Origin of the sequence: Curtobacterium sp. SP.BCp (assembly GCF_051903255.1) — a bacterium.
In the GTDB taxonomy this organism is placed as follows: domain Bacteria; phylum Actinomycetota; class Actinomycetes; order Actinomycetales; family Microbacteriaceae; genus Curtobacterium.
The window spans coordinates 391,473-408,974 of record NZ_CP194338.1 but is presented as its reverse complement, the minus strand read 5'-3'; the positions used below and the strand labels follow the sequence as shown (position 1 = coordinate 408,974).

The following is a 17,502-nucleotide window of genomic DNA, read 5'->3' as shown; positions in this document are numbered from 1 at the left end:
CGGGAGGCCCGTGGCGGCGCCGCCACGGGCCTCCCGGCCGACTGTCGGTCGCGTCAGCTGCTGCGCACGTCCTGCGCCGCGCCCTGCGCGTGGTCCTTCACGTCGGACGCGGCGCCCTGTGCCTCGTCCTTGACGGTCTGCGCCGCGTCCTTCGCGGTGCCCTGCAGGTCCTGCGCGTGCTCCTTCGCGGCGTCGCCGAGCTGCGAGCCGACGTCCTTCGCCTGCTCCTTGACGTCCTCGACGAGCGGAGCGGCCTTGTCCTTCAGCTCGCCGGCCAGCTCCTCCTCCTTGTCCGACGTCGGGATGAGCGACGACGCGAGCCACCCGGCGCCGAAGGCGATGAGCCCCACGGCGAGCGGGTTGCCCTTGGCCTTCGCGACGCCCTGGTGCGCGACGTCCTTCGCGTGGTCGGCGACGCCGGAGGTCGAGCCCGACGCACTCGAGCGGGCGGAGTCGGCCGCGCCCATCACGGACTCACGGACGTTCTGGAACCGCCCCTTGACCTTCTCGGTCTGGCGGTGGGCGATGGACGACGGGCTGACCTTGTCGGCGAGTGCGTCGACGTCGGAGCCGAGTTCGCCGCGCGTGCGTTCGATCTCCGCGCGGATCTCGTCGGGGGTGCGGCTCTCGTTGGGGGTGCTCATGACTTCCTCCCGGTGGTGTGGGGCTTGAGTGCTTCGGGGACTTCCTTGGCCGTCTCGACGGTCTGCGGCGAGCCCTGGATCTCCTTGATCTCCTTGCGGCCGCGGAGCGCCAGGACGGCCGCGACGATCGCGTAGACCACTGCGATCACGACGGCGGACCAGGCGTTGCCGATGAGGTACCCGAGTCCCCACCACGCCGCGATCGACAGGAACAGGAGCGCGAAGAGCGCGGTGATCGCGGCGCCGCCGAACATCCCGCCCGCCTTGCCGGCCTTCTTCGCCGACTCGGTGAGCTCGGCCTTGGCGAGCGCGACCTCCTGCCGGAAGAGGCTCGACAGGTCCTTCGACACGTCCGACAGGAGCTCGCCGAGCGGGGTGGTCGCAGCACGCTCCTGCGGGCTCGGCTCGCCGAGCGGGGTCCCGGGGGCGCTCGGTGGCGTCTGGCTCATGCGCCGTCCGCTTCCTTCTCGTGCTTGACCTCGGTCGCGAGCGCCTTCGTCAGGCGTCCGGCGAGGATGCCCGCGCCAGCGGCGATCGCGATGAACGTGCCGGGGCGCTTCGCGGCGAAGGACTTCACCTCGTCGAGGAGCGAGCCGGGGTCACGGCCGTCGAGGTACTCGGCGGCGCTGCCTGCGCGGTGCGAGAGGTCGCGCACGACCTTCGAGGCGATGCCCTGCTCGTCGTCGTTCTCGGCCATGCGTCCGAGCTGCTCGCCGATGTCGCGGAGACCCGACGCCGCGCGCTGCTGCTGGTCGGCGGCCTGCGACTTGAGGGTCTCGCTCGCCTGACCGTAGAGCTGCTTGGCGTGGTCCGTGGCCTCGGAGGCGACCTTGCCGGCCTGCTCCTTGGCGGTCCCGGCGACGTTCGCGGCCTTGTCCTTCGCGTCGCCGGCGACGTCCTGGGCCGCACCCTTCGCGGCGTCAGCCTTCCCGCTGCCGGTAGCGCCGTCGGCTGTGCCACTGCTGCTCGCACCGGCGTCGCCGCTCGCGAGACCGATGCCCGCGGAGCCGGCCGCGCTCGGCGTCGCCGGCAGCTGTTCGTCGGCGGGGAGGGCGTCGAGCGGCTCGTCGAGCAGGGGGTCGACACCCCGGCCGGCGTGCTGCGCGGCGCCTTCGCCGAACGGGTCGTAGGTCTGCGGCGCGTCGGGGCTGGTGCTCGGCAGGCCGTCGGCGGCAGCGGTGCGGTCGTGGATCGGGGTCCCGGAGTCGTTCCCGGGTGGGTTCGTGGTCATGGTGGCCTTCCGGTTCGGTACCGCGAGCACGACGCCCGCGGGTTCGGGACCGACCGTGCGCCCGCGCCGCTCCGACCCGGTCCAGACCGTCCGCGCAGCGCAGTCCCGCTGTCCACGGTGCGCGGGAGCACCCGGATGTCGTACGGCGTGGCGGTATCCACATGGTTCGCTGCTGCGACGGAGCGTCGGGTAGGCACGTTGACCATGCACATCGGCGATCCAGTGTTCACGCGCGGCTCCCACGTCTTCGTGGACGAGTCGAAGAGTCGGGGGTACCACCTCGCCGCAGTCGAGGTCCGACCGGAACTCCTGGCCGAGGTCCGTCGAGGACTCCGCGCACTGTGCCGACCGGGTCAGCGACGCCTCCACTTCACGAGGGAGAGCGAATCGTCACGCCGCGGGCTCACCGGACCGTTGCTCCAGCAACCGGTCGTGGGGGTCGTCTACTCGGCGAAGGGCATGTCAGACAAGGAGGCACGGACCGCGTGTCTCCGTCGCCTCGTGCGCGATGCGGTCGACGGCGGGGTGGCCCTCGTCGTGTTGGAGCGGGACGAGTCCGTGGAGGCGTGGGATCGTCGGATCATCCGCAGCGAGCTCCAGCGCGTCGTCGGCGACGTCCGGTACGGACACCAGGACGCGCACGCCGAGCCCGTGCTCTGGATCGCCGATGCACTCGCCTGGGCCCACCACGCCGGAGGCGACCGGCGGCGGCGGTTCGCGCCGATCACCCGGCGGCGCGTTCGCCTGATCGGGTGAGTCCTGACCGGGTGAGTCCTGACCGGGTGAATCCTGCCCGGAAAGAGCGCGAGCCTGGCTCGTCGTACCGTCCGGAAGACTGCCAGGCCTACTTCGCGCAGCTACTGCCACGCGCAGTCGGATGATACATCACGCGCCGAGCGCATGGTGGCGCAGGTGGGAGCCGCTATCCGGCAGCGGCCTGGCCCCGCCCGGCCCGCCGTCAGCGCAGCGCCACCCACACGGGGAACGCCGCGGCCGCGCTCCACGCCTGCGGCCGGCAGGCGGCGGGGTACGGCGCCGGACGGGACACCTCGTCCGCCGCGTCCCCGGCGTGCAGCTCGGGCATCCGGAAGTCGAACGCGACCGCCGCGGCGAGGAGCTGCTCGGCGAGCACCCGGGCCTCGGCCCCGTGGCCGGACCGGACGAGCCCATTGATGACGACCGCAGTGTCGTGCGCCCACACGGTGCCACCGTGGTAGCTCAGCGGCCAGTAGCCGGCGGCCGTGGTGGACAGCGTGCGCAGGCCGAACCCGCTCGCCATGTCCGGGGCGACGACACGGGCGGCGACGACAGCTTCCTCCTCGGGGCTGAGGATCCCGGTGCCGAGCAGGTGCCCGATGTTGCTCGTGGCGGAGTCGACCGGGCGCTTCGCGGCGTCGAGGGCGATCGCCGGGTACGGTCCGACCTCGTCGCGGACCCAGAACGCCTCGCGGAAGCGCTCCGCGAGCCGTGTGGCCCACGCCCGCCAGCCGTCGCCGCCGGTCCGCCCGAACGCGTCGAGCAGGTCCGCGCCGTGGACGGCTGCCTCGTGCGCGTAGCCCTGCACCTCGCAGAGCGCGATCGGCCCCTCCGCCAGCGTGCCGTCGCGCCACTGGACGCTGTCGCCGGAGTCCTTCCAGCCCTGGTTCGCCAGGCCGCGGCCGGTCTCGTCGACGTACTCGAGCAGCCCGTCACCGTCGTCGTCACCGTGGTCTCGCATCCACGCCAGGGCCCGTTCGAGCGCAGGGAGCAGCGCCTCGACCTCGGTGTCCGGCAGCCCGGCTCGCCAGGCGTCGTGCAGCAGGCAGACCCAGAGCGCGGTGGCGTCGACGGTGCCGTAGTACAGCGGCGGCAGCGAGAGCTCGTCGTTGTCGATCGCGAGGGTCGCCTGGCGGAGTTCGTGCATGACCTTGCCGGGCTGCTCGGCCGTCGCGGAGTCGGTCCGGGTGCCCTGCAGCGCGGCGAGCACCCGGAGCGTCCCGCCGGCGATCGACGTGTCGACGGGCAGCAGGAAGCGCGCCGCCCAGATCGAGTCGCGGCCGAAGAGCGTGAAGAACCACGGTGCACCGGCCGCGAGGAACTCGCCCTCCGGCCTCGTGAGCCGCAGGGCGTCGAGGTCCTCGGCCGCCCGCACGAGCCAGCGTCGCAGTCGGTCGTCCGCGACTCCGTCCGGCGCGGAGAAGGTCACGGGTGTGGTCGCGCCGCCGACGACGGCGTCGGGCGCGACGACCGCGCAGTCCCAGCCGAGTTCGGTGATCCGGGCGCGTGGGACGCGCCAGGTGAGGACGACGTCGCCGTCGTCGAGCCCGACGTCGGCTCCGGGGGCGTCGAGCGTCACGTCGACCGAACCGGCCGTCCAGGAGGCACGGCGCACCCCGACAGCGTCGGCGTCCGGTGCGAGGACGGCCGGCACCGGCGCGGGGGCGCCGCCCCCCTTCACCGCGTCCATGCCGCTCGCGTCCGGCGTGATCCGGACCACGACCTCGAGCGTGCGGCCGTCCGTCCCCGCCGCCGAGGACGCGAGACGGTCCTCGATCCGGAGGGTCTCGCGCACGCCGTCGGTCCGGACGGTGCGACGGCGGTCGAGTCGGACGTCGGGGTCGGCACCCGGAGCGTCGAGTCCGCGGAGGAGCGCCGAGAACACCACCTCGCGCGCTGAGGCAGGGGCGACGGACACGGGCTCGAGGTCCGAACCGGTGACGCTCACGCCGACCGCGGACACCACGCGCTGGTCGCCGGTCCAGTAGCCGTGGACCGGGTTCGTGCCGACGGCGCCGTTCCGGTCGGACCACGCCTGCGTCGGTGCGGCGAGCACGACGACCTCGTCGTGGAGCAGCGGTTGCAGGGGCGTCACGTGGGCCTCGGCGGTCGTGGTGGGCGTGCTGGTGGACGTGGTGGTCATTCCTTGACCGCCCCTTCGCTGGAGTTCATGATGCGCTTCTGGAAGACGAAGAACGCGACGGCGACCGGGATCGTCATGACGAACGCGGCGGCGAGCTTGATCGGGTACTGGTTGCCCGCGCTCAGCGCCCCGGACGCGAGCGACGCGACGCCCTTCGTCAGGGTCGTGAGGCTCGGCGACGAGGTCGAGACGATGAAGTGCGCGAGCTCGTTCCACGAACCCTGGAACGACAGGATCGTGATGGTGACGACGGCCGGTCGTGCCATCGGCAGCACGATCGACCAGAACGTGCGGAACACCCCGGCACCGTCGACCTTCGCCTGCTCCTCGACGCTCGCGGGGATCGACTCGAAGTAGTTCTTCATGATGAACACCCCGGCGGCGTCGACGAGCAGCGGGATGATCATGCCCGAGTACGAGTCGTACATGCCCAGCTGGTTGATGACGAGGAACTTCGGGATGAGCAGCACGACGTTCGGCACCGCCATCACCGCGATGATGAGCGCGAACACGGTCTGCCGACCGGGGAACCGCAGGCGTGCCAGCGCGTACCCGGCGAGCGAGTCGAAGAAGATCCGCCCGAGCGTCACGAAGACCGCGACGATGACGGAGTTCATGGCCCACACGCCGAAGTCCGAGTTCTCGAACAGGGTGCGGAAGGCGGCACCGGTCCACGTCGCGGGGAGCGCCAGCGGGTGCAGCGATGCGTCCTGGTCGGTCTTGAAGGCGTTCACGATCGCGACGTAGAACGGCAGCAGGTAGACGACGGCGATGACGGCGCCGACGACGAGCAGGGCGATCCCGCGCCCGGTGAGCCGACGCGGCCGCCGGCCCGGGCCGGGCGACTGCGTGACGGTGGCGGCGCGGAGGTCGGGCACCGCGCCTCCCGGCCGGGTGGAGGTGGCGGTCATCGTGAACCTCCCTGCTCGATCCAGCGCATGCGGCGCCGCGACACGGGACGCTCGCGGAGCGCCCAGCGCTGCAGCAGCGCGAAGACGACGATGATGCCGAACAGGATGAAGGCGATCGCCGCACCGACGCCCCACTGCTGGCTCCCGAACGCGGTGGAGTACGACAGGTACGCCGGGGTGATGGTGGTGTTCGCCGGCGCACCCCTGGTGCCCGTGTAGATCTGGTCGAACACCTGCCACGTCCCGATCAGCCCGAGGGTCAGCACCGTGAACAGGGTCGGGCGCAGCTGCGGCAGGGTGACCCGCCAGAACCGCGTCCACGCGCCGGCGCCGTCGATCATCGCGGCCTCGTCGACGTCGTGCGACAGGTTCTGCAGCGCCGCGATGAAGAGCAGCATGAAGGTGCCGCTCGTCGTGAACACCGCCAGCAGGATGAACGCCGTCATCGCCACCGACGGCCCGGCGAGCCACTCGGACCACGGGATGCCGAGCGCGGTGTGGTCGGCGAGGAAGGCGGGCGGGTTGCCCCCTCCGAGCTGGAAGATGCCGGTCGGCTCGTTGAACCAGTTCGGCCCCTTCACCCCGATCCACCCGATGATCGCGTTGACGGCACCGGTGGACGAGAACAGGAACAGCCAGAGCACCGTGATCGCGACGGAGCTCGTCACCGAGGGGAAGTAGAACGCGGTCCGGAAGAACCCGCGGCCGCGCAGGGCCCGACCGTTCACGAGGACGGCCAGACCGAGCGCGACGGCGGTCTGCAGCGGCACGACGAACACCACGTACCAGAGGTTGTTCCGCAGGGCGGTGCCGAAGTTCTGCTCGTCGAGGCCGCCCCCGCCGAGGATCTTCGCGTAGTTCTGCCCGCCGACGAACTGCACGCCGGACGAGAACGGGCTGCCGACGCCGCGCCAGTCCGAGACGCTCACCCACGCGGCCATGACCACGGGGACGAGGAGGAACAGGCCGAGCACGATCACCGTGGGTGCCGTGAACAGCCAGCCGGAGACGGTCTCGCCGCGGTTCTTCCGGGACACGTCGGTCAGCCCTGCAGCGCGGCGGACATGTTCTTCTGGACGCCCTCGAGCAGCGTCTTCACGTCGGTGCTCCTCAGTGTGCCGAGCTTCGAGTCCATGTCCGCGATGACGTCGGCCGTCCCGCTCTTCGTCGGCAGGCCCACCGCGTCGCCGGCCTGGTCGAGGAACGGCGCGTACTGCGGGTACTCCTGCTTCCAGGTGCCCGCGGCCGACTCGACGGAGGGCATGACGCCGAACGCCTTCGCGAACGCGAGCTGCTGGTCCTTGCCGACCATCTTCTCGACGAAGGACAGCGCGGCCTTCTGGTTCGGGGAGTCCTTCGCGATGCCCCAGCAGTTGGTGAACTGCAGCGTGCCGGCGCCCTTCGGCCCCGCGGGGAGCTTCGCGACCTCGTAGCCGACGCTCGGGTAGCTGGACGACATCGCGCCGGTGAGCCAGTTGCCCTCGATCGTCATCGCGGCCTTGTTCTTGCCGAACGCGTCACCGCCCCAGCTCTCGCCGAGGTCGCTCGAGAACTTCATCGAGCCGTCGTCGAGCAGGCCCTTGACGTAGTCGAGCGCCTCGACGTTCGCGGCAGAGTCGACCGTGGCCTTCGTCTGGTCGCTGTTGGTCAGCGCGCCGCCGGCCTGCGCCATGAAGGCCCCGAGCCGCTCGACCTGCGGGCTCACGGCGAGTCCGACGCGACCGTCCTGCGTGAGCTTCTCGGACACGGACTTCAGCTGGGCCCAGGTCGTCGGCACGTCGGCGTCGGTGAGCCCCGCGGCCTTCCAGTCGGCCTTGTTGATGAAGAGCGCGAGGGTCGAGAAGTCCTTCGGCGCGCAGTAGAGCTGATCGTCGAGGGTGAACGACTTCGTGAGGGTCGGGTAGAAGTCGCCCTTGTCCTGCAGCTGGTCGCCGTAGGCCAGGAGCGAGCCGTTCGAGGCGTAGCCCGCCAGCGACGAGGTGCTGACGTAGAAGACGTCCGCGGGCTTGCCGGACGCGAAGCCCTGGGCGAGCTGCTGGTCGAGGTTGTTGGCGGCCTGCACGGTGGCCTTCGTACCGGACGACTTCGACCACGATGCGGCGGCGCTCTTGACCGCAGCGGTCTCGGCGTCGCCGGACGAGCCGATCAGGACGGTCAGGGCCTTGTCGCTCGAGGTGAGCTTCCCGGCGTCACCGGAGCCGCCGGAACCGCCGGAGCCGGAGAAGCCCGAGCCACAGGCGGAGAGGGTCAGGGCCGCGGTCAGCGCGATCGCGCCGGCGGTCAGCTTGCGTGCTGTGCGTCGTTGCATCAGGGAGGACTCCTCGTCGAGTTGGGTTCGATCGTTCAAATTTGATCGATCAAACGCGTCCACGGTACACCCTCGACGCGCTAGCGTGAACCCCGTGTCCCAACCAGCCACCGTCGCCGACGTCGCCGCTGCCGCGGGTGTGTCCCGGCAGACGGTGTCGAACGCGCTGAACCGGCCCGAGGTCGTCCGGCCGGACACGCTCACCCGCGTCCGCGCCGCGATCGACGACCTCGGGTACCGGCCGCACGCGTCGGCCCGGCGTCTCCGGACGCGGCAGAGCTCCACGCTCGGCGTGCGACTCCCGCCGGTGCACGGCATCTCCGGGGCGGTCCTCGACCGGTTCCTCCACGCCCTCGTGGAGCGCGCCGACGAACGCGGGATGCGCATCCTGCTCTTCACCGCGACGGACCTCGACGACGAGCTCGCACACATGGAGCGGCTCGTGGAGGGGTCGGACGTCGACGGGTTCGTCCTGACCTCCACGGCCCACGGCGACCCGCGTGCGGCATGGCTCGGCGAGCGTGCCGTGCCGTTCGTGACCTTCGGCCGGCCGTGGGGCGTGCCGGACATGGACGACGCCCCGCACCCCTGGGTCGACGTCGACGGGCGGGCCGGTCTCCGTGAGGCGACCGCCGGGCTCGTCGCGCGAGGCCACCGGCGGATCGGGTTCCTCGGATGGCCGAGCCCATCCGGACAGGGCGACGAACGCCGGCTCGGCTGGCGCGACGCCCTGGCGGCAGCGGGGATCGACGACGACCCCGTGCCGCTCACGTGCGAGGACGACGTCGCTGCGGCCGCGGCCGCCGCATCCCGGGCAGTGGACGACGGGGCGGCCTTCGACGCCGTGGTCTGCGCGTCGGACACGCTCGCGCTCGGGGCCCGGTTCGCCCTCGGACCCGAGGTGCCGGTGGTCGGGTACGACGACACCCCGGTCGCCGAGGCCGTCGGGATCTCGAGCGTCGAGCAGCCCCTGGACGCGGCGGCCTCGGCGGCGGTCGAGCTCCTGATGGGGTCTGGTCGTTCGGTCCTGCCGGCCACGACCGGCCACCGCCTGCTCGCGCCGCGGGTGGTCTGGCGCGGCTGACCCCGCCACGCGGCTGATGCTCGCCGTCCGGGCCGGCCGGACACGATTCGGTGACGACCTCGCCGGCGGCGATCCGGACGACCGGACCCGGGGCTACCGTGCACCTCGAGGACGATCGAGTGCACGAGCGACCAAGGGGACGGTCATGGCAGGCAGGCAACGACAGGTCGGGGCGGGGTCGGTGGTCGGGACGGGCATCGGACTCGCGCTCCTCACGGTCCTCACGCTGACCGGATGCACACCCACGACCGCAGCCGATCCCACCGCGCGTCCGTTCTCCGGGACCAGCACGCCCACCGCGACCGCCGACGCAGCCACGGCGGGCCCGACCTCGGCGGCACCGACCCCGCGCCCGACCTCCACGATCACCCCGGTCCCCGGTGTGGACGACGACGCCGGGGCACTCCCCGACACCTGCACCGGACTCATCACCGCGGGCAGGTGGGACGACGCCTTCGCCTCGGCGCCGCTGAACGACCCGGGCGTCGTCGGCGACCCGGTCGAGGTGCCGAAGGACGCCCTGACGCCGGTGCTGCAGCCCGACGGGAAGTCCCTGTACTGCGTCTGGCGTGACCCTCGGGCGGACACCACCTTCCTGTCGATCCGCGTCGCGGTCGTGGACTCCACGACGGCGTACCCGCACCTGCAGAGCGCGCTCCAGGGCTACGACTGCTCGCTCGACGGGTACGGCTACCGCTGCCAGAAGGTCTCGCAGAACGCGCAGTACCCCGTCACCGACGGCGACACCTACTTCACCCGCGGCGACGTCGGCATCCACGTCCAGCAGTCGAACGTGTCGACCTCGGGCCTGCTGGACGACGTCGTCGCGCACGTCTTCTAACGGGCCGGGCGCGACCGGATGTGCGCCCGCTCCCCCTGCGGCCCGTACAGGCAGAGCACCTCGGTGACCTCGTCGGTGGTGTTGCCCACCCAGTGCGGCGTGTGCGTGTCGAACTCGACGACCTCGCCCGGCCCGAGGTCGAAGTCCCGGTCGCCGAGCAGGAGCCGGAGCCGACCGGACAGCACGTACAGCCACTCGTAGCCCTCGTGCGTCCGCAGCGTCCGGTCGGTGTTCGCGGGTTCCGGTGGGATGAGCTGCTTGAACGACCGGACCCCACCCGTGCGCCGGGTGAGCGGCACGACCACGCGCCCGCCGTGCACCTCGGGCTTGAGGTGCACGCGCGGGTCCCCCGTCGGCGGCGCCCCGACGAGGTCGTCGAGCGGCACCTGGTACGCCCGCGCGAGCGGCAGGAGCAGCTCGAGCGTCGGCTTGCGCTGCCCGGACTCGAGCCGCGAGAGCGTCGACACCGAGATCCCGGTCTCGGCGGCGAGCGCCGCCAACGTGACGTCGCGTCGCCCGCGCAGCGCGCGGAGTCGTGGACCGACCGCCTCGACGACGTCGGCCGTCGTGCGCGGGGCGATCCGTGCCTCCCGGTCGTGTGCCATGACGCCATGTTGCCATGACGGCAACGTTCTTTGCTGATCGGCAGTCGCGTTGCGCATGCTGTCGGCATGCGAGATCACTTCGACGTCATCGTCGTCGGCGGCGCGGCCGCCGGCCTGTCAGCAGCCCTCATCCTCGGCCGGTCCCGGCGCTCGGTCCTGGTCGTGGACGCCGGCGAGCCCCGCAACGCCCCCGCGGCAGGCATCCACAACTACCTCGGGCGCGAGGGAGCGTCACCCGCGGAGCTCGGTCGCGTCGGTCGCGAGGAGGTCGCCGACTACGGCGTCGAGGTGACGGCCGGGAGGATCGTGGCGACGTCCGCCACGGACGGAGACGGGACCGACGCCGTCGGCTTCTCGGTCACGTTCGACTCGGGCGCGGTCGTGACGGCACGCAGGCTGGTCGTCGCCTCCGGCGCCGTCGACGTCCTGCCGGAGGTCCCGGGGCTCGCGGAGCAGTGGGGGCGCGGGGTCGTGCACTGCCCGTTCTGCCACGGGTGGGAGATCCGCGATCGGCGCATCGGCGTGCTCGTGACGACCCCGAACGGTGCCCACCACGCCCTCGTGTTCCGCGCACTGAGCGATGACGTGACCGCGTTCGTCGCCGATGAGACGCTCGTCGACGACACCGCTCTGGCAGGTCTCCGCGCCCGCGGGATCACGGTCGTGCGCCAGCCGGTCGCGGCGGTGGAGTCCGAGGGCGACCGACTGACCGGCGTGGCCCTCGGGTCCGGCGAGTTCGTGGCCCTCGACGCCCTCGCCGCCGCGAGCACGGTCGAGGCGCGGGTGGACTTCCTCTCCGGGGTCGGCCTGGAGGCCACCGACTTCGTCGTGGGTGACCACCGGTTCGGGAGTGCGCTGACGGTCGACGGGGTCGGGCAGACGGCGGTGCGTGGCGTGTACGCGGCCGGGAACGTGACCGCGCCGATGGCGACGGTGATCGCGTCCGCCGCTGCGGGGACGGCGGTCGGTGCGGCCGTGCACGGGGATCTCGTGCAGGCGGAGCTCGCGGAGGCGGTTGCTGCGGCGGCGGCGTCGGGGTCGGGTTCGCCTCGGGTTCAGTCGACGCGGTAGCCCGCCTGCGCCGCCAGCAGCGGAGCGAGCGTGTAGAGCTGGTCGGTGCCGATCGTCGCGCCGCGGAGGCCTTCGAGCCGCTCCACCCGGTCGAGGTCGGCCTCGCGGAGGTCCACGTGCTCGATCCGGGTGTTCGTCCCCTCGACCGCCCGGATCCGCGTGCCCGGGAACGCCACCCGGAGCAGCTTCGCGTCGGCGAGGTCGAGCTCGTCGACCACGCAGTCGCGGAAGACGACGTCGGTGAGGGACGCTCCGCGGAGGTTCACGAACCCGAGCTTCATGCCGACGAACTCGACGCCGTTCAGCCCGGAGTCGTAGAGCTCGGCGGACCCGACGCGCCCGCCCGTGACCCGGACGTCGCGCCAGGTGCTGCTCGAGACGCGGAGCACGGGTGCGTCCAGTTCCTCGACCACGGTGTCCCGGACCCGCAGCCCACGGAGGTCTGCGTCGCCGGCGCGGAGGGTCTCGACGACGGACTCCTCGAGCTCGACGTCGGGCAGGCGCTCGCCGGCGAGGTCGAGCACCGCGATGCGCTTGCCCTCGATCCGGTCGCCGGACAGCACGTCGCCGGGGCCGGGCGTCCACGGTTCGAGGTCGGACGGGGACGGGACGGTGGTGCGCGGGGCGTCGGTGCCGTCGGTTCTGCGGGCCATGTGCTCAGTCTGCCGCGCGCGTCCGACGTCGGAGTTCGCTGGTGAGGGTGTAGTCCTTCGCCGGGCCGTGGGCCTCCCAGCGGACGGTCCACCGCTCGGCGTCGCCGTCGAGGACGCCCGTGTAGTCGTCGGGCGCGCAGGCGTGGGCGACGGACGTGCCCCACACCCAGGGGTGGAAGACGCGACCGTCGGCGAAGTGCACCGTCCACACGTCGTCATCGCTCCGCCGGACGGACAGCGTGCGCGAGACCGGCACCGTGCGGCCGTCGAGGGTCATCGTGCCGGACTCGTCCCAGCGCACCTCGTCCGGGTCGGTCAGGGACAGCGTCGTGCTCCCCGTGACGGTGCCCTCGACGCCGGCGAGCCGGTCGACCACGCTCCGTCGGAGTTCCCACTCCCCGAGGAGGTCCGTCGGCTGCAGCACCCGTCCACCCTACGACCGCGGACCCGCACCGTCGGGTGCACGCGGGCGACGACGGAGCGCGAGCCACACTGCGGAGCCCACCGCCACCAGGGCGGCCGCGGCGAGCAGCCCGCCGGCGATGCCGGCCGTCGAACCGACACCGTAGTTCGACCAGGGCAGGCCGAGGGCCCATTGCGTCGCCGGCCCGACGAGGAGCAGCGTGCCAGCAGGCATGACGACCAGCAACCTTCGCCGCCGGTCCGGCCACGACGGGCGCAGGAGCGCGGCGACACCGGACAGCGCGGCCGCCGCGGCCGCGCCGAACACCCAGGACGACCCGGACACCCGCCAGCCTTCGTGCGTGGACCAGGCCTGGACGCCGTGCACGGTGCGCGCCCATGCGGCCTCGTCGACGCCGTACCGTCCGCCGCCGACGGGCAGCGGCCAGCCGATCACCGCGAGTACGCCGGCAACCGCCCCGACGACGCCGAGGAGGACCGCCCAGAACCGCGGCCCGGCGGCGGGTTCGACGTCGTGGTCGGGGATGCTCACCCGCCGAGGGCCTCCGCGCGGGCCGCCCGGTGCTCCTCGTCGGAGATGACGCCGCGGGCGTGGAGGTCGTCGAGCTCGGCGAGCCGTTGCTCGAGCGACTTCGCGGGTGCGAGGGTCTGGCTCCGCATCGCCTGGTAGGCCAGGTCCTCCTGCATCGTGAACGGGTTCTGCCCGCGCTTCGCCATCCGGCTGCTGCGGACGACGATCGTCACGACGATGGCCACGAACCCGAGGCCGATGAACGCCGAGACGATCCCGAACAGCACCCCGAAGGCACCGAAGCCGACCTCGATCTCGTCTCCGAACACGTGGTCCCCCTTCGTCGGACTGCTCCGACCGTAGTGGACGCCGTGCCGGTCGTGCTGCCCCGCGAACGAGGTCCCGACCTCAACCCCGCAGCGGACCGGACGCCGGGACGTTCGCCCCGTCCGTGAACCCGCTCACGAGCTCCCGCAGGGCCTCCTCCGCCGTGTACCGCGGCTCCCACCCGAGCTCGGACCGCGCACGGTCGGTGCGCATGACCGGTACACCGGCGGCGATGTCGATCCACCCGACGTCGGTCGGCTGCAGTCGGAGCCGCCACGTGAGCGTGACGATCCCGTGGAGCAGCCGGAGCGGGATCCGGACGGCCCCGCGCATGCCGAGCGCCCGGGCGATCCGCGGCGGGTTGAGCACGGGCGCCGCAGCGATGTTGAACGCTCCAGCCGCTCGCCGGTCCACGACACGCCAGTACGCGTCGGCGAGGTCGTCGGCGTGCACGGCCTGGAACACGAACGGGTACGGCAGGGGCAGCACCGCCCACCGCACCCAGCGGACGATGCGCATCGGGACGAGGTGTCCGAGGAACAGGCCCCGGACCTCGGCCGCGACGTTCCGCTGGAACACCAGCCCGGGGCGGAGTCGCGACACGGTGATCGTCGGGTGCGCGGCGGCGAAGGCGTCGAGGGCGGCTTCGTTCGCAGCCTTGTGCTTCGAGTAGGTCGCGGTCGGGATGCCCGTGGCGGGCCAGGTCTCGTCGACGGGCGTGCGCTTCCCCGCCGGGTCCACGCCGCGGTAGGCCCCGACGGACGAGGCGATGACGACGTGTCCGACGCCGGCCCGCACCGCCGCTTCGAGGACGTGCGCCTGCCCGTCGACGTCGGTGCGCCGCTGGGCCGGGATGTCGTGCGTCGGCTGGAGTGCCCACGCGAGGTGCACGACGGCGTCCGCGCCCTGCAGCACGGCGGCGAGCTGCGGCACGACGCCGGGGTCGCCGACGTCGAGCGCGTGCCACACGGCCACGTCGTACGGGGCGACCCGGGCGTCCGGCAGCCGGCGCGCGACACCGACGACCTGCAGGTCATCGTCACCGACTCCGTCACCGGAGCCCGCGCCGGACCACTCCCCGGCGAGGCGTGCGGCGGCGAGCCGACGCAGGAGCGCGGTCCCGACGTTCCCGGTCGCCCCGACGACGACGATCCGCATCAGACGATCCCGCCGGTCACGCCGCCGCCGTCGCGGGGTCGAGCACGACCTTCACGCAGTCGTCCTCCTTCTTCTGGAAGACCGAGTACATGTGCGGTGCGTCCTCGAGCGACACCCGGTGCGACGTGAGGTCGAGGGTGCCGAGCGGGTCTGACGAGTCCTGCACGAGCGGCATGATGTCGTCGATCCACCGCTTGACGTTGCACTGCCCTTCGCGGATCGTGATCTGCTTGTCGAACAGCGTCATCATCGGCATCGGGTCGGCCATCCCGCCGTAGACCCCGCTGAGCGACACCGTGCCGCCGCGGCGGACGAGGTCGATGGCGGTGTGCACGGCGGCGAGCCGGTCGACCCCCGCGGTCTCGATCGCCTTCTGTGCGAGCTTGTCCGGCAGCAGCCCGGCGGCACGCTGCGCGAACCCGGCGACGGGGTTGCCGTGCGCCTCCATGCCGACCGCGTCGACGACGCCGTCGGGTCCGCGGCCGTCGGTCAGGTCGACCAGCTGCGGCACGAGGTCGTCGGACAGGTCGAACACCTCGGCGCCGTGCTTCGCCCCGAGGTCACGCCGGACCTGCTCGGGGTCGACGGCGAGCACCCGGTAGCCGAGGTGCTTCCCGATGCGGGCCGCGAACTGTCCGACGGGGCCGAGACCGAGCACCGCGAGCGTGCCACCCTTGGGCACGTCGGCGTACTGCACCGCCTGCCACGCCGTCGGGAGGATGTCGCTGAGGAACAGCCACTGGTCGTCCGGGCCGGACTCCGGCACCACGATGGGCCCGTAGTCGGCGTGCGGCACCCGGAGGTACTCAGCCTGGCCGCCGGGGACCTGCCCGTACATCTTCGTGTACCCGAACAGGGCCGCACCGGAGCCGTACTCCGTCACCTGGGTCGTCTCGCACTGCGACTGGAAGCCGTGCCGGCACATCCAGCAGTGGCCGCACGAGATGTTGAACGGGATGACGACGCGGTCGCCGACCTTGAGGTTCGTGACACCGGACCCGACCTCCTCGACGATGCCCATCGGCTCGTGCCCGAGGACGTCGCCCTTGTCGATGTACGGGCCGAGCACCCGGTACAGGTGCAGGTCGGAGCCGCAGATCGCGGTCGACGTGATCCGCACGATCGCGTCGGTCGGCTCCTGGATTGTCGGGTCGGGGACGGTCTCGACGGACACCTTCTCGGTGCCCTGCCAGGTCAGTGCGCGCACGTCGCGTTCCTCTCGTGGTCGCTTCGGGCCGGCCGGGAGGCACGGCTCGTCTCCGCCCCGTCGCTACCCGCCCGCCCCGTGGCGCGTTCCCAGCCGCGTCCACGACGCGCGGCGCGCACCGGACGCGCCCCGTGCCTCCAGACCGGCCCGCGAGCCGACGCACAGCAGGCGCGCGATGGCCGACCGGCCACCGGAGGATCGTTCCGCGAGGCGATGTGCGGGACCCGACCACGACGGATGGTGGTGGGGATGGACCACCGCACCACCCGCCGCACCCTGCTCGCCGGAGCCGGTGCCCTGCTCGCCACCTCGGCGCTGTCGGCGTGCTCGCCGACCGCACCCCGTCGTGTGTCGGAGCCGTCGCGCTCGCCGATCGCCATCGACACCTCGACCGCCGTGTCCACGCCCACGCCGAGCCCCACGTGGACACCGCCCGCGATCGCGCGGAAGCCGCTCCCGACCGGGACGGTGACGGGCCTGCCCGAGGGGACCCCCGGGATCGCGTGGACGGTCGACGACGGCGCGTCCTCCGACGTCGTCGGCGCCTACGTCCGCTTCGCACGGGAGACCGGCACGCGTCTGACGTTCTTCGTCAACGGGGTGCGGCCGTCGTGGACGGAGCACGCCGCGGCCCTCCGGCCGCTGGTGGCGTCGGGGCAGGTGCAGATCGGGAACCACACGTGGGACCACCCGGCCCTGACCGGACTGTCGGACCGGGCGATCGAGGACGAGCTCACGCGCAACCACGAGTTCATCGAGCGGACGTTCGGCGTGGACGCGCGCCCGTACTTCCGGCCGCCGTACGGGTACCACGACGCCCGGGTCGACGCGGCAGCCGCGCGCGTGGGCTACACGACGCCGCTGCTCTGGTACGGCACGCTCGCGGACTCCGGGGACATCGGTGCGGGGCAGATCGTCGGGTTCGCCGACCAGTGGTTCACGGCCGGTCGGATCGTCATCGGGCACGCGAACCACCCCGGGACGATCGGTGCGCTCCCTCGCCTCGGACGCCTGCTCCGGCAGCGCCGCCTCGGGACCTACACGCTCGACGACGTGTTCGCGCGCTGAGCACCGGCCGCGCCGGACGCGCCGTCGGCTCCGGCGTCGAGCGACCGGCCGAAGCAGACCGAGTTGCCGGAACCGACGTAGGCGCCGAACAGCGGGATCGGAGCGTACCCCTCGCGCTGGTAGAACCGGATCGCGTCGGGCTGCGCGGTGCCGGTCTCGAGCACCAGCCGGGTGGCACCGAGCCGACGGGCCTCCTCCTCGAGCGCTCGGAGGACGGCGGTGGCGACCCCGGTGCCCCGCGCCTCGGGGGCGGTGTACATCCGCTTCACCTCGACCACGCCGGGCCCGAGCACGTCGTCGGCGAGCGGCCGGAGCCCGCCGCACGCGAGCGCGGTGCCGTCCTCGCTCCGCGCCACGAGGAACACCGGGACGTCCGCGGCCGAGGGCGGTACGCCCGGCTCGTGGTCGCTCGAGCCGTAGCGGGCGTCGAGCTCCCGGCGCTGTGCACGGCGGAGCCGGTCGGCGTCGGCGTCGTCGAACGGCGTCGTCGTGATGATCCAGGGCGTGGCGAGCGGTGGCATGGCGGTCCTCTCCGTGACGATCGTTACGGTAACACCTGTT

At 72.6% G+C, this 17,502-nt stretch carries 20 protein-coding genes; 5 read left to right on the top strand and 15 right to left on the bottom strand.

The annotated features are described in order from the left end of the window. Nucleotides 1-53: 53 nt before the first annotated feature. The 3 genes from ACRQ4C_RS02175 to ACRQ4C_RS02165 are packed head-to-tail and all read right to left on the bottom strand — an operon-like array spanning nt 54 to nt 1,875. On the bottom strand, nt 54-644 hold the full coding sequence (locus ACRQ4C_RS02175) for a DUF3618 domain-containing protein (protein WP_439689917.1): 591 nt from the start codon (nt 642-644) through the stop codon (nt 54-56). Then, nucleotides 641-1,093: a phage holin family protein gene (locus ACRQ4C_RS02170; protein WP_439689916.1), complete on the bottom strand. Its 453-nt coding sequence runs from the start codon at nt 1,091-1,093 to the stop codon at nt 641-643. The genes ACRQ4C_RS02175 and ACRQ4C_RS02170 overlap by 4 nt, the downstream gene beginning before the upstream one ends. Further along, a complete protein-coding gene (locus tag ACRQ4C_RS02165) occupies nt 1,090-1,875 on the bottom strand; it encodes a hypothetical protein (RefSeq protein WP_439689915.1) in 786 nt (261 codons plus the stop codon). Before ACRQ4C_RS02165 ends, ACRQ4C_RS02170 begins: the two co-directional genes overlap by 4 nt. Nucleotides 1,876-2,073: 198 nt before the next feature. Here ACRQ4C_RS02165 and ACRQ4C_RS02160 point away from each other — a divergent pair, with 198 nt between their 5' ends. Then, nucleotides 2,074-2,631 carry a hypothetical protein gene (locus ACRQ4C_RS02160; protein ID WP_439689914.1) on the top strand — a complete coding sequence of 186 codons (558 nt, stop codon included), beginning with the start codon at nt 2,074-2,076 and terminating at the stop codon, nt 2,629-2,631. Between the two features lie 202 nt (nt 2,632-2,833). Here ACRQ4C_RS02160 and ACRQ4C_RS02155 read toward each other — a convergent pair whose 3' ends face one another. Genes ACRQ4C_RS02155 through ACRQ4C_RS02140 form a run of 4 tightly spaced genes read right to left on the bottom strand, consistent with a single transcriptional unit; the run spans nt 2,834 to nt 7,993 of the window. Then, nucleotides 2,834-4,774: an amylo-alpha-1,6-glucosidase gene (locus ACRQ4C_RS02155; protein ID WP_439689913.1), complete on the bottom strand. Its 1,941-nt coding sequence runs from the start codon at nt 4,772-4,774 to the stop codon at nt 2,834-2,836. Next, nucleotides 4,771-5,685 (bottom strand): carbohydrate ABC transporter permease, encoded by a 915-nt coding sequence (locus ACRQ4C_RS02150; RefSeq protein ID WP_290133047.1) that lies wholly within the window; start codon nt 5,683-5,685, stop codon nt 4,771-4,773. The genes ACRQ4C_RS02155 and ACRQ4C_RS02150 overlap by 4 nt, the downstream gene beginning before the upstream one ends. Then, the gene (locus tag ACRQ4C_RS02145; protein ID WP_290133048.1) at nt 5,682-6,722 is read right to left on the bottom strand and encodes a carbohydrate ABC transporter permease; all 1,041 of its coding nucleotides are present in this window, start codon (nt 6,720-6,722) and stop codon (nt 5,682-5,684) included. Before ACRQ4C_RS02145 ends, ACRQ4C_RS02150 begins: the two co-directional genes overlap by 4 nt. A 5-nt stretch (nt 6,723-6,727) precedes the next feature. Beyond that, nucleotides 6,728-7,993: a sugar ABC transporter substrate-binding protein gene (locus ACRQ4C_RS02140; protein WP_439689912.1), complete on the bottom strand. Its 1,266-nt coding sequence runs from the start codon at nt 7,991-7,993 to the stop codon at nt 6,728-6,730. Between the two features lie 94 nt (nt 7,994-8,087). Here ACRQ4C_RS02140 and ACRQ4C_RS02135 point away from each other — a divergent pair, with 94 nt between their 5' ends. Further along, nucleotides 8,088-9,077, top strand: a complete 990-nt coding sequence (locus ACRQ4C_RS02135; protein WP_290133050.1) for a LacI family DNA-binding transcriptional regulator — start codon at nt 8,088-8,090, stop codon at nt 9,075-9,077. 145 nt (nt 9,078-9,222) lie between these two features. Further along, complete coding sequence (locus tag ACRQ4C_RS02130) at nt 9,223-9,918, top strand: hypothetical protein (protein ID WP_439689911.1); 696 nt, start codon at nt 9,223-9,225, stop codon at nt 9,916-9,918. Here the strand turns inward: ACRQ4C_RS02130 and ACRQ4C_RS02125 are convergent. After that, complete coding sequence (locus ACRQ4C_RS02125) at nt 9,915-10,523, bottom strand: helix-turn-helix domain-containing protein (RefSeq protein ID WP_439689910.1); 609 nt, start codon at nt 10,521-10,523, stop codon at nt 9,915-9,917. The two genes, ACRQ4C_RS02130 and ACRQ4C_RS02125, sit on opposite strands and share 4 nt — an antisense overlap. 66 nt (nt 10,524-10,589) lie before the next feature. On the opposite strand from ACRQ4C_RS02125, the gene ACRQ4C_RS02120 reads away from it, so the two are divergent. Continuing rightward, the gene (locus tag ACRQ4C_RS02120) at nt 10,590-11,594 is read left to right on the top strand and encodes an NAD(P)/FAD-dependent oxidoreductase (protein ID WP_439689909.1); all 1,005 of its coding nucleotides are present in this window, start codon (nt 10,590-10,592) and stop codon (nt 11,592-11,594) included. On the opposite strand, the gene ACRQ4C_RS02115 is transcribed toward ACRQ4C_RS02120, so the two are convergent. From ACRQ4C_RS02115 to ACRQ4C_RS02090, 6 genes are all read right to left on the bottom strand, one after another. Next, nucleotides 11,579-12,247, bottom strand: coding sequence for a pentapeptide repeat-containing protein (locus ACRQ4C_RS02115; protein ID WP_439689908.1), 669 nt, complete (start codon nt 12,245-12,247; stop codon nt 11,579-11,581). The genes ACRQ4C_RS02120 and ACRQ4C_RS02115 overlap by 16 nt on opposite strands. Nucleotides 12,248-12,251: 4 nt before the next feature. Then, nucleotides 12,252-12,671, bottom strand: coding sequence for a DUF6314 family protein (locus ACRQ4C_RS02110; protein ID WP_439689907.1), 420 nt, complete (start codon nt 12,669-12,671; stop codon nt 12,252-12,254). A 9-nt stretch (nt 12,672-12,680) separates the two neighbouring features. Then, nucleotides 12,681-13,202 (bottom strand): hypothetical protein, encoded by a 522-nt coding sequence (locus tag ACRQ4C_RS02105; RefSeq protein WP_439689906.1) that lies wholly within the window; start codon nt 13,200-13,202, stop codon nt 12,681-12,683. Continuing rightward, the gene (locus tag ACRQ4C_RS02100) at nt 13,199-13,510 is read right to left on the bottom strand and encodes an SHOCT domain-containing protein (RefSeq protein WP_439689905.1); all 312 of its coding nucleotides are present in this window, start codon (nt 13,508-13,510) and stop codon (nt 13,199-13,201) included. Before ACRQ4C_RS02100 ends, ACRQ4C_RS02105 begins: the two co-directional genes overlap by 4 nt. A 79-nt stretch (nt 13,511-13,589) precedes the next feature. Next, nucleotides 13,590-14,666 carry an NAD-dependent epimerase/dehydratase family protein gene (locus tag ACRQ4C_RS02095; protein WP_439689904.1) on the bottom strand — a complete coding sequence of 359 codons (1,077 nt, stop codon included), beginning with the start codon at nt 14,664-14,666 and terminating at the stop codon, nt 13,590-13,592. A gap of 16 nt (nt 14,667-14,682) precedes the next feature. Next, a complete protein-coding gene (locus ACRQ4C_RS02090) occupies nt 14,683-15,873 on the bottom strand; it encodes a zinc-dependent alcohol dehydrogenase (RefSeq protein WP_439689903.1) in 1,191 nt (396 codons plus the stop codon). 249 nt (nt 15,874-16,122) lie between these two features. Between ACRQ4C_RS02090 and ACRQ4C_RS02085 the strand changes: the two genes are divergently transcribed. Beyond that, the gene (locus tag ACRQ4C_RS02085; protein ID WP_439689902.1) at nt 16,123-16,941 is read left to right on the top strand and encodes a polysaccharide deacetylase family protein; all 819 of its coding nucleotides are present in this window, start codon (nt 16,123-16,125) and stop codon (nt 16,939-16,941) included. Here the strand turns inward: ACRQ4C_RS02085 and ACRQ4C_RS02080 are convergent. Further along, nucleotides 16,911-17,462 (bottom strand): GNAT family N-acetyltransferase, encoded by a 552-nt coding sequence (locus ACRQ4C_RS02080; RefSeq protein ID WP_439689901.1) that lies wholly within the window; start codon nt 17,460-17,462, stop codon nt 16,911-16,913. The two genes, ACRQ4C_RS02085 and ACRQ4C_RS02080, sit on opposite strands and share 31 nt — an antisense overlap. Nucleotides 17,463-17,502: the final 40 nt, after the last annotated feature.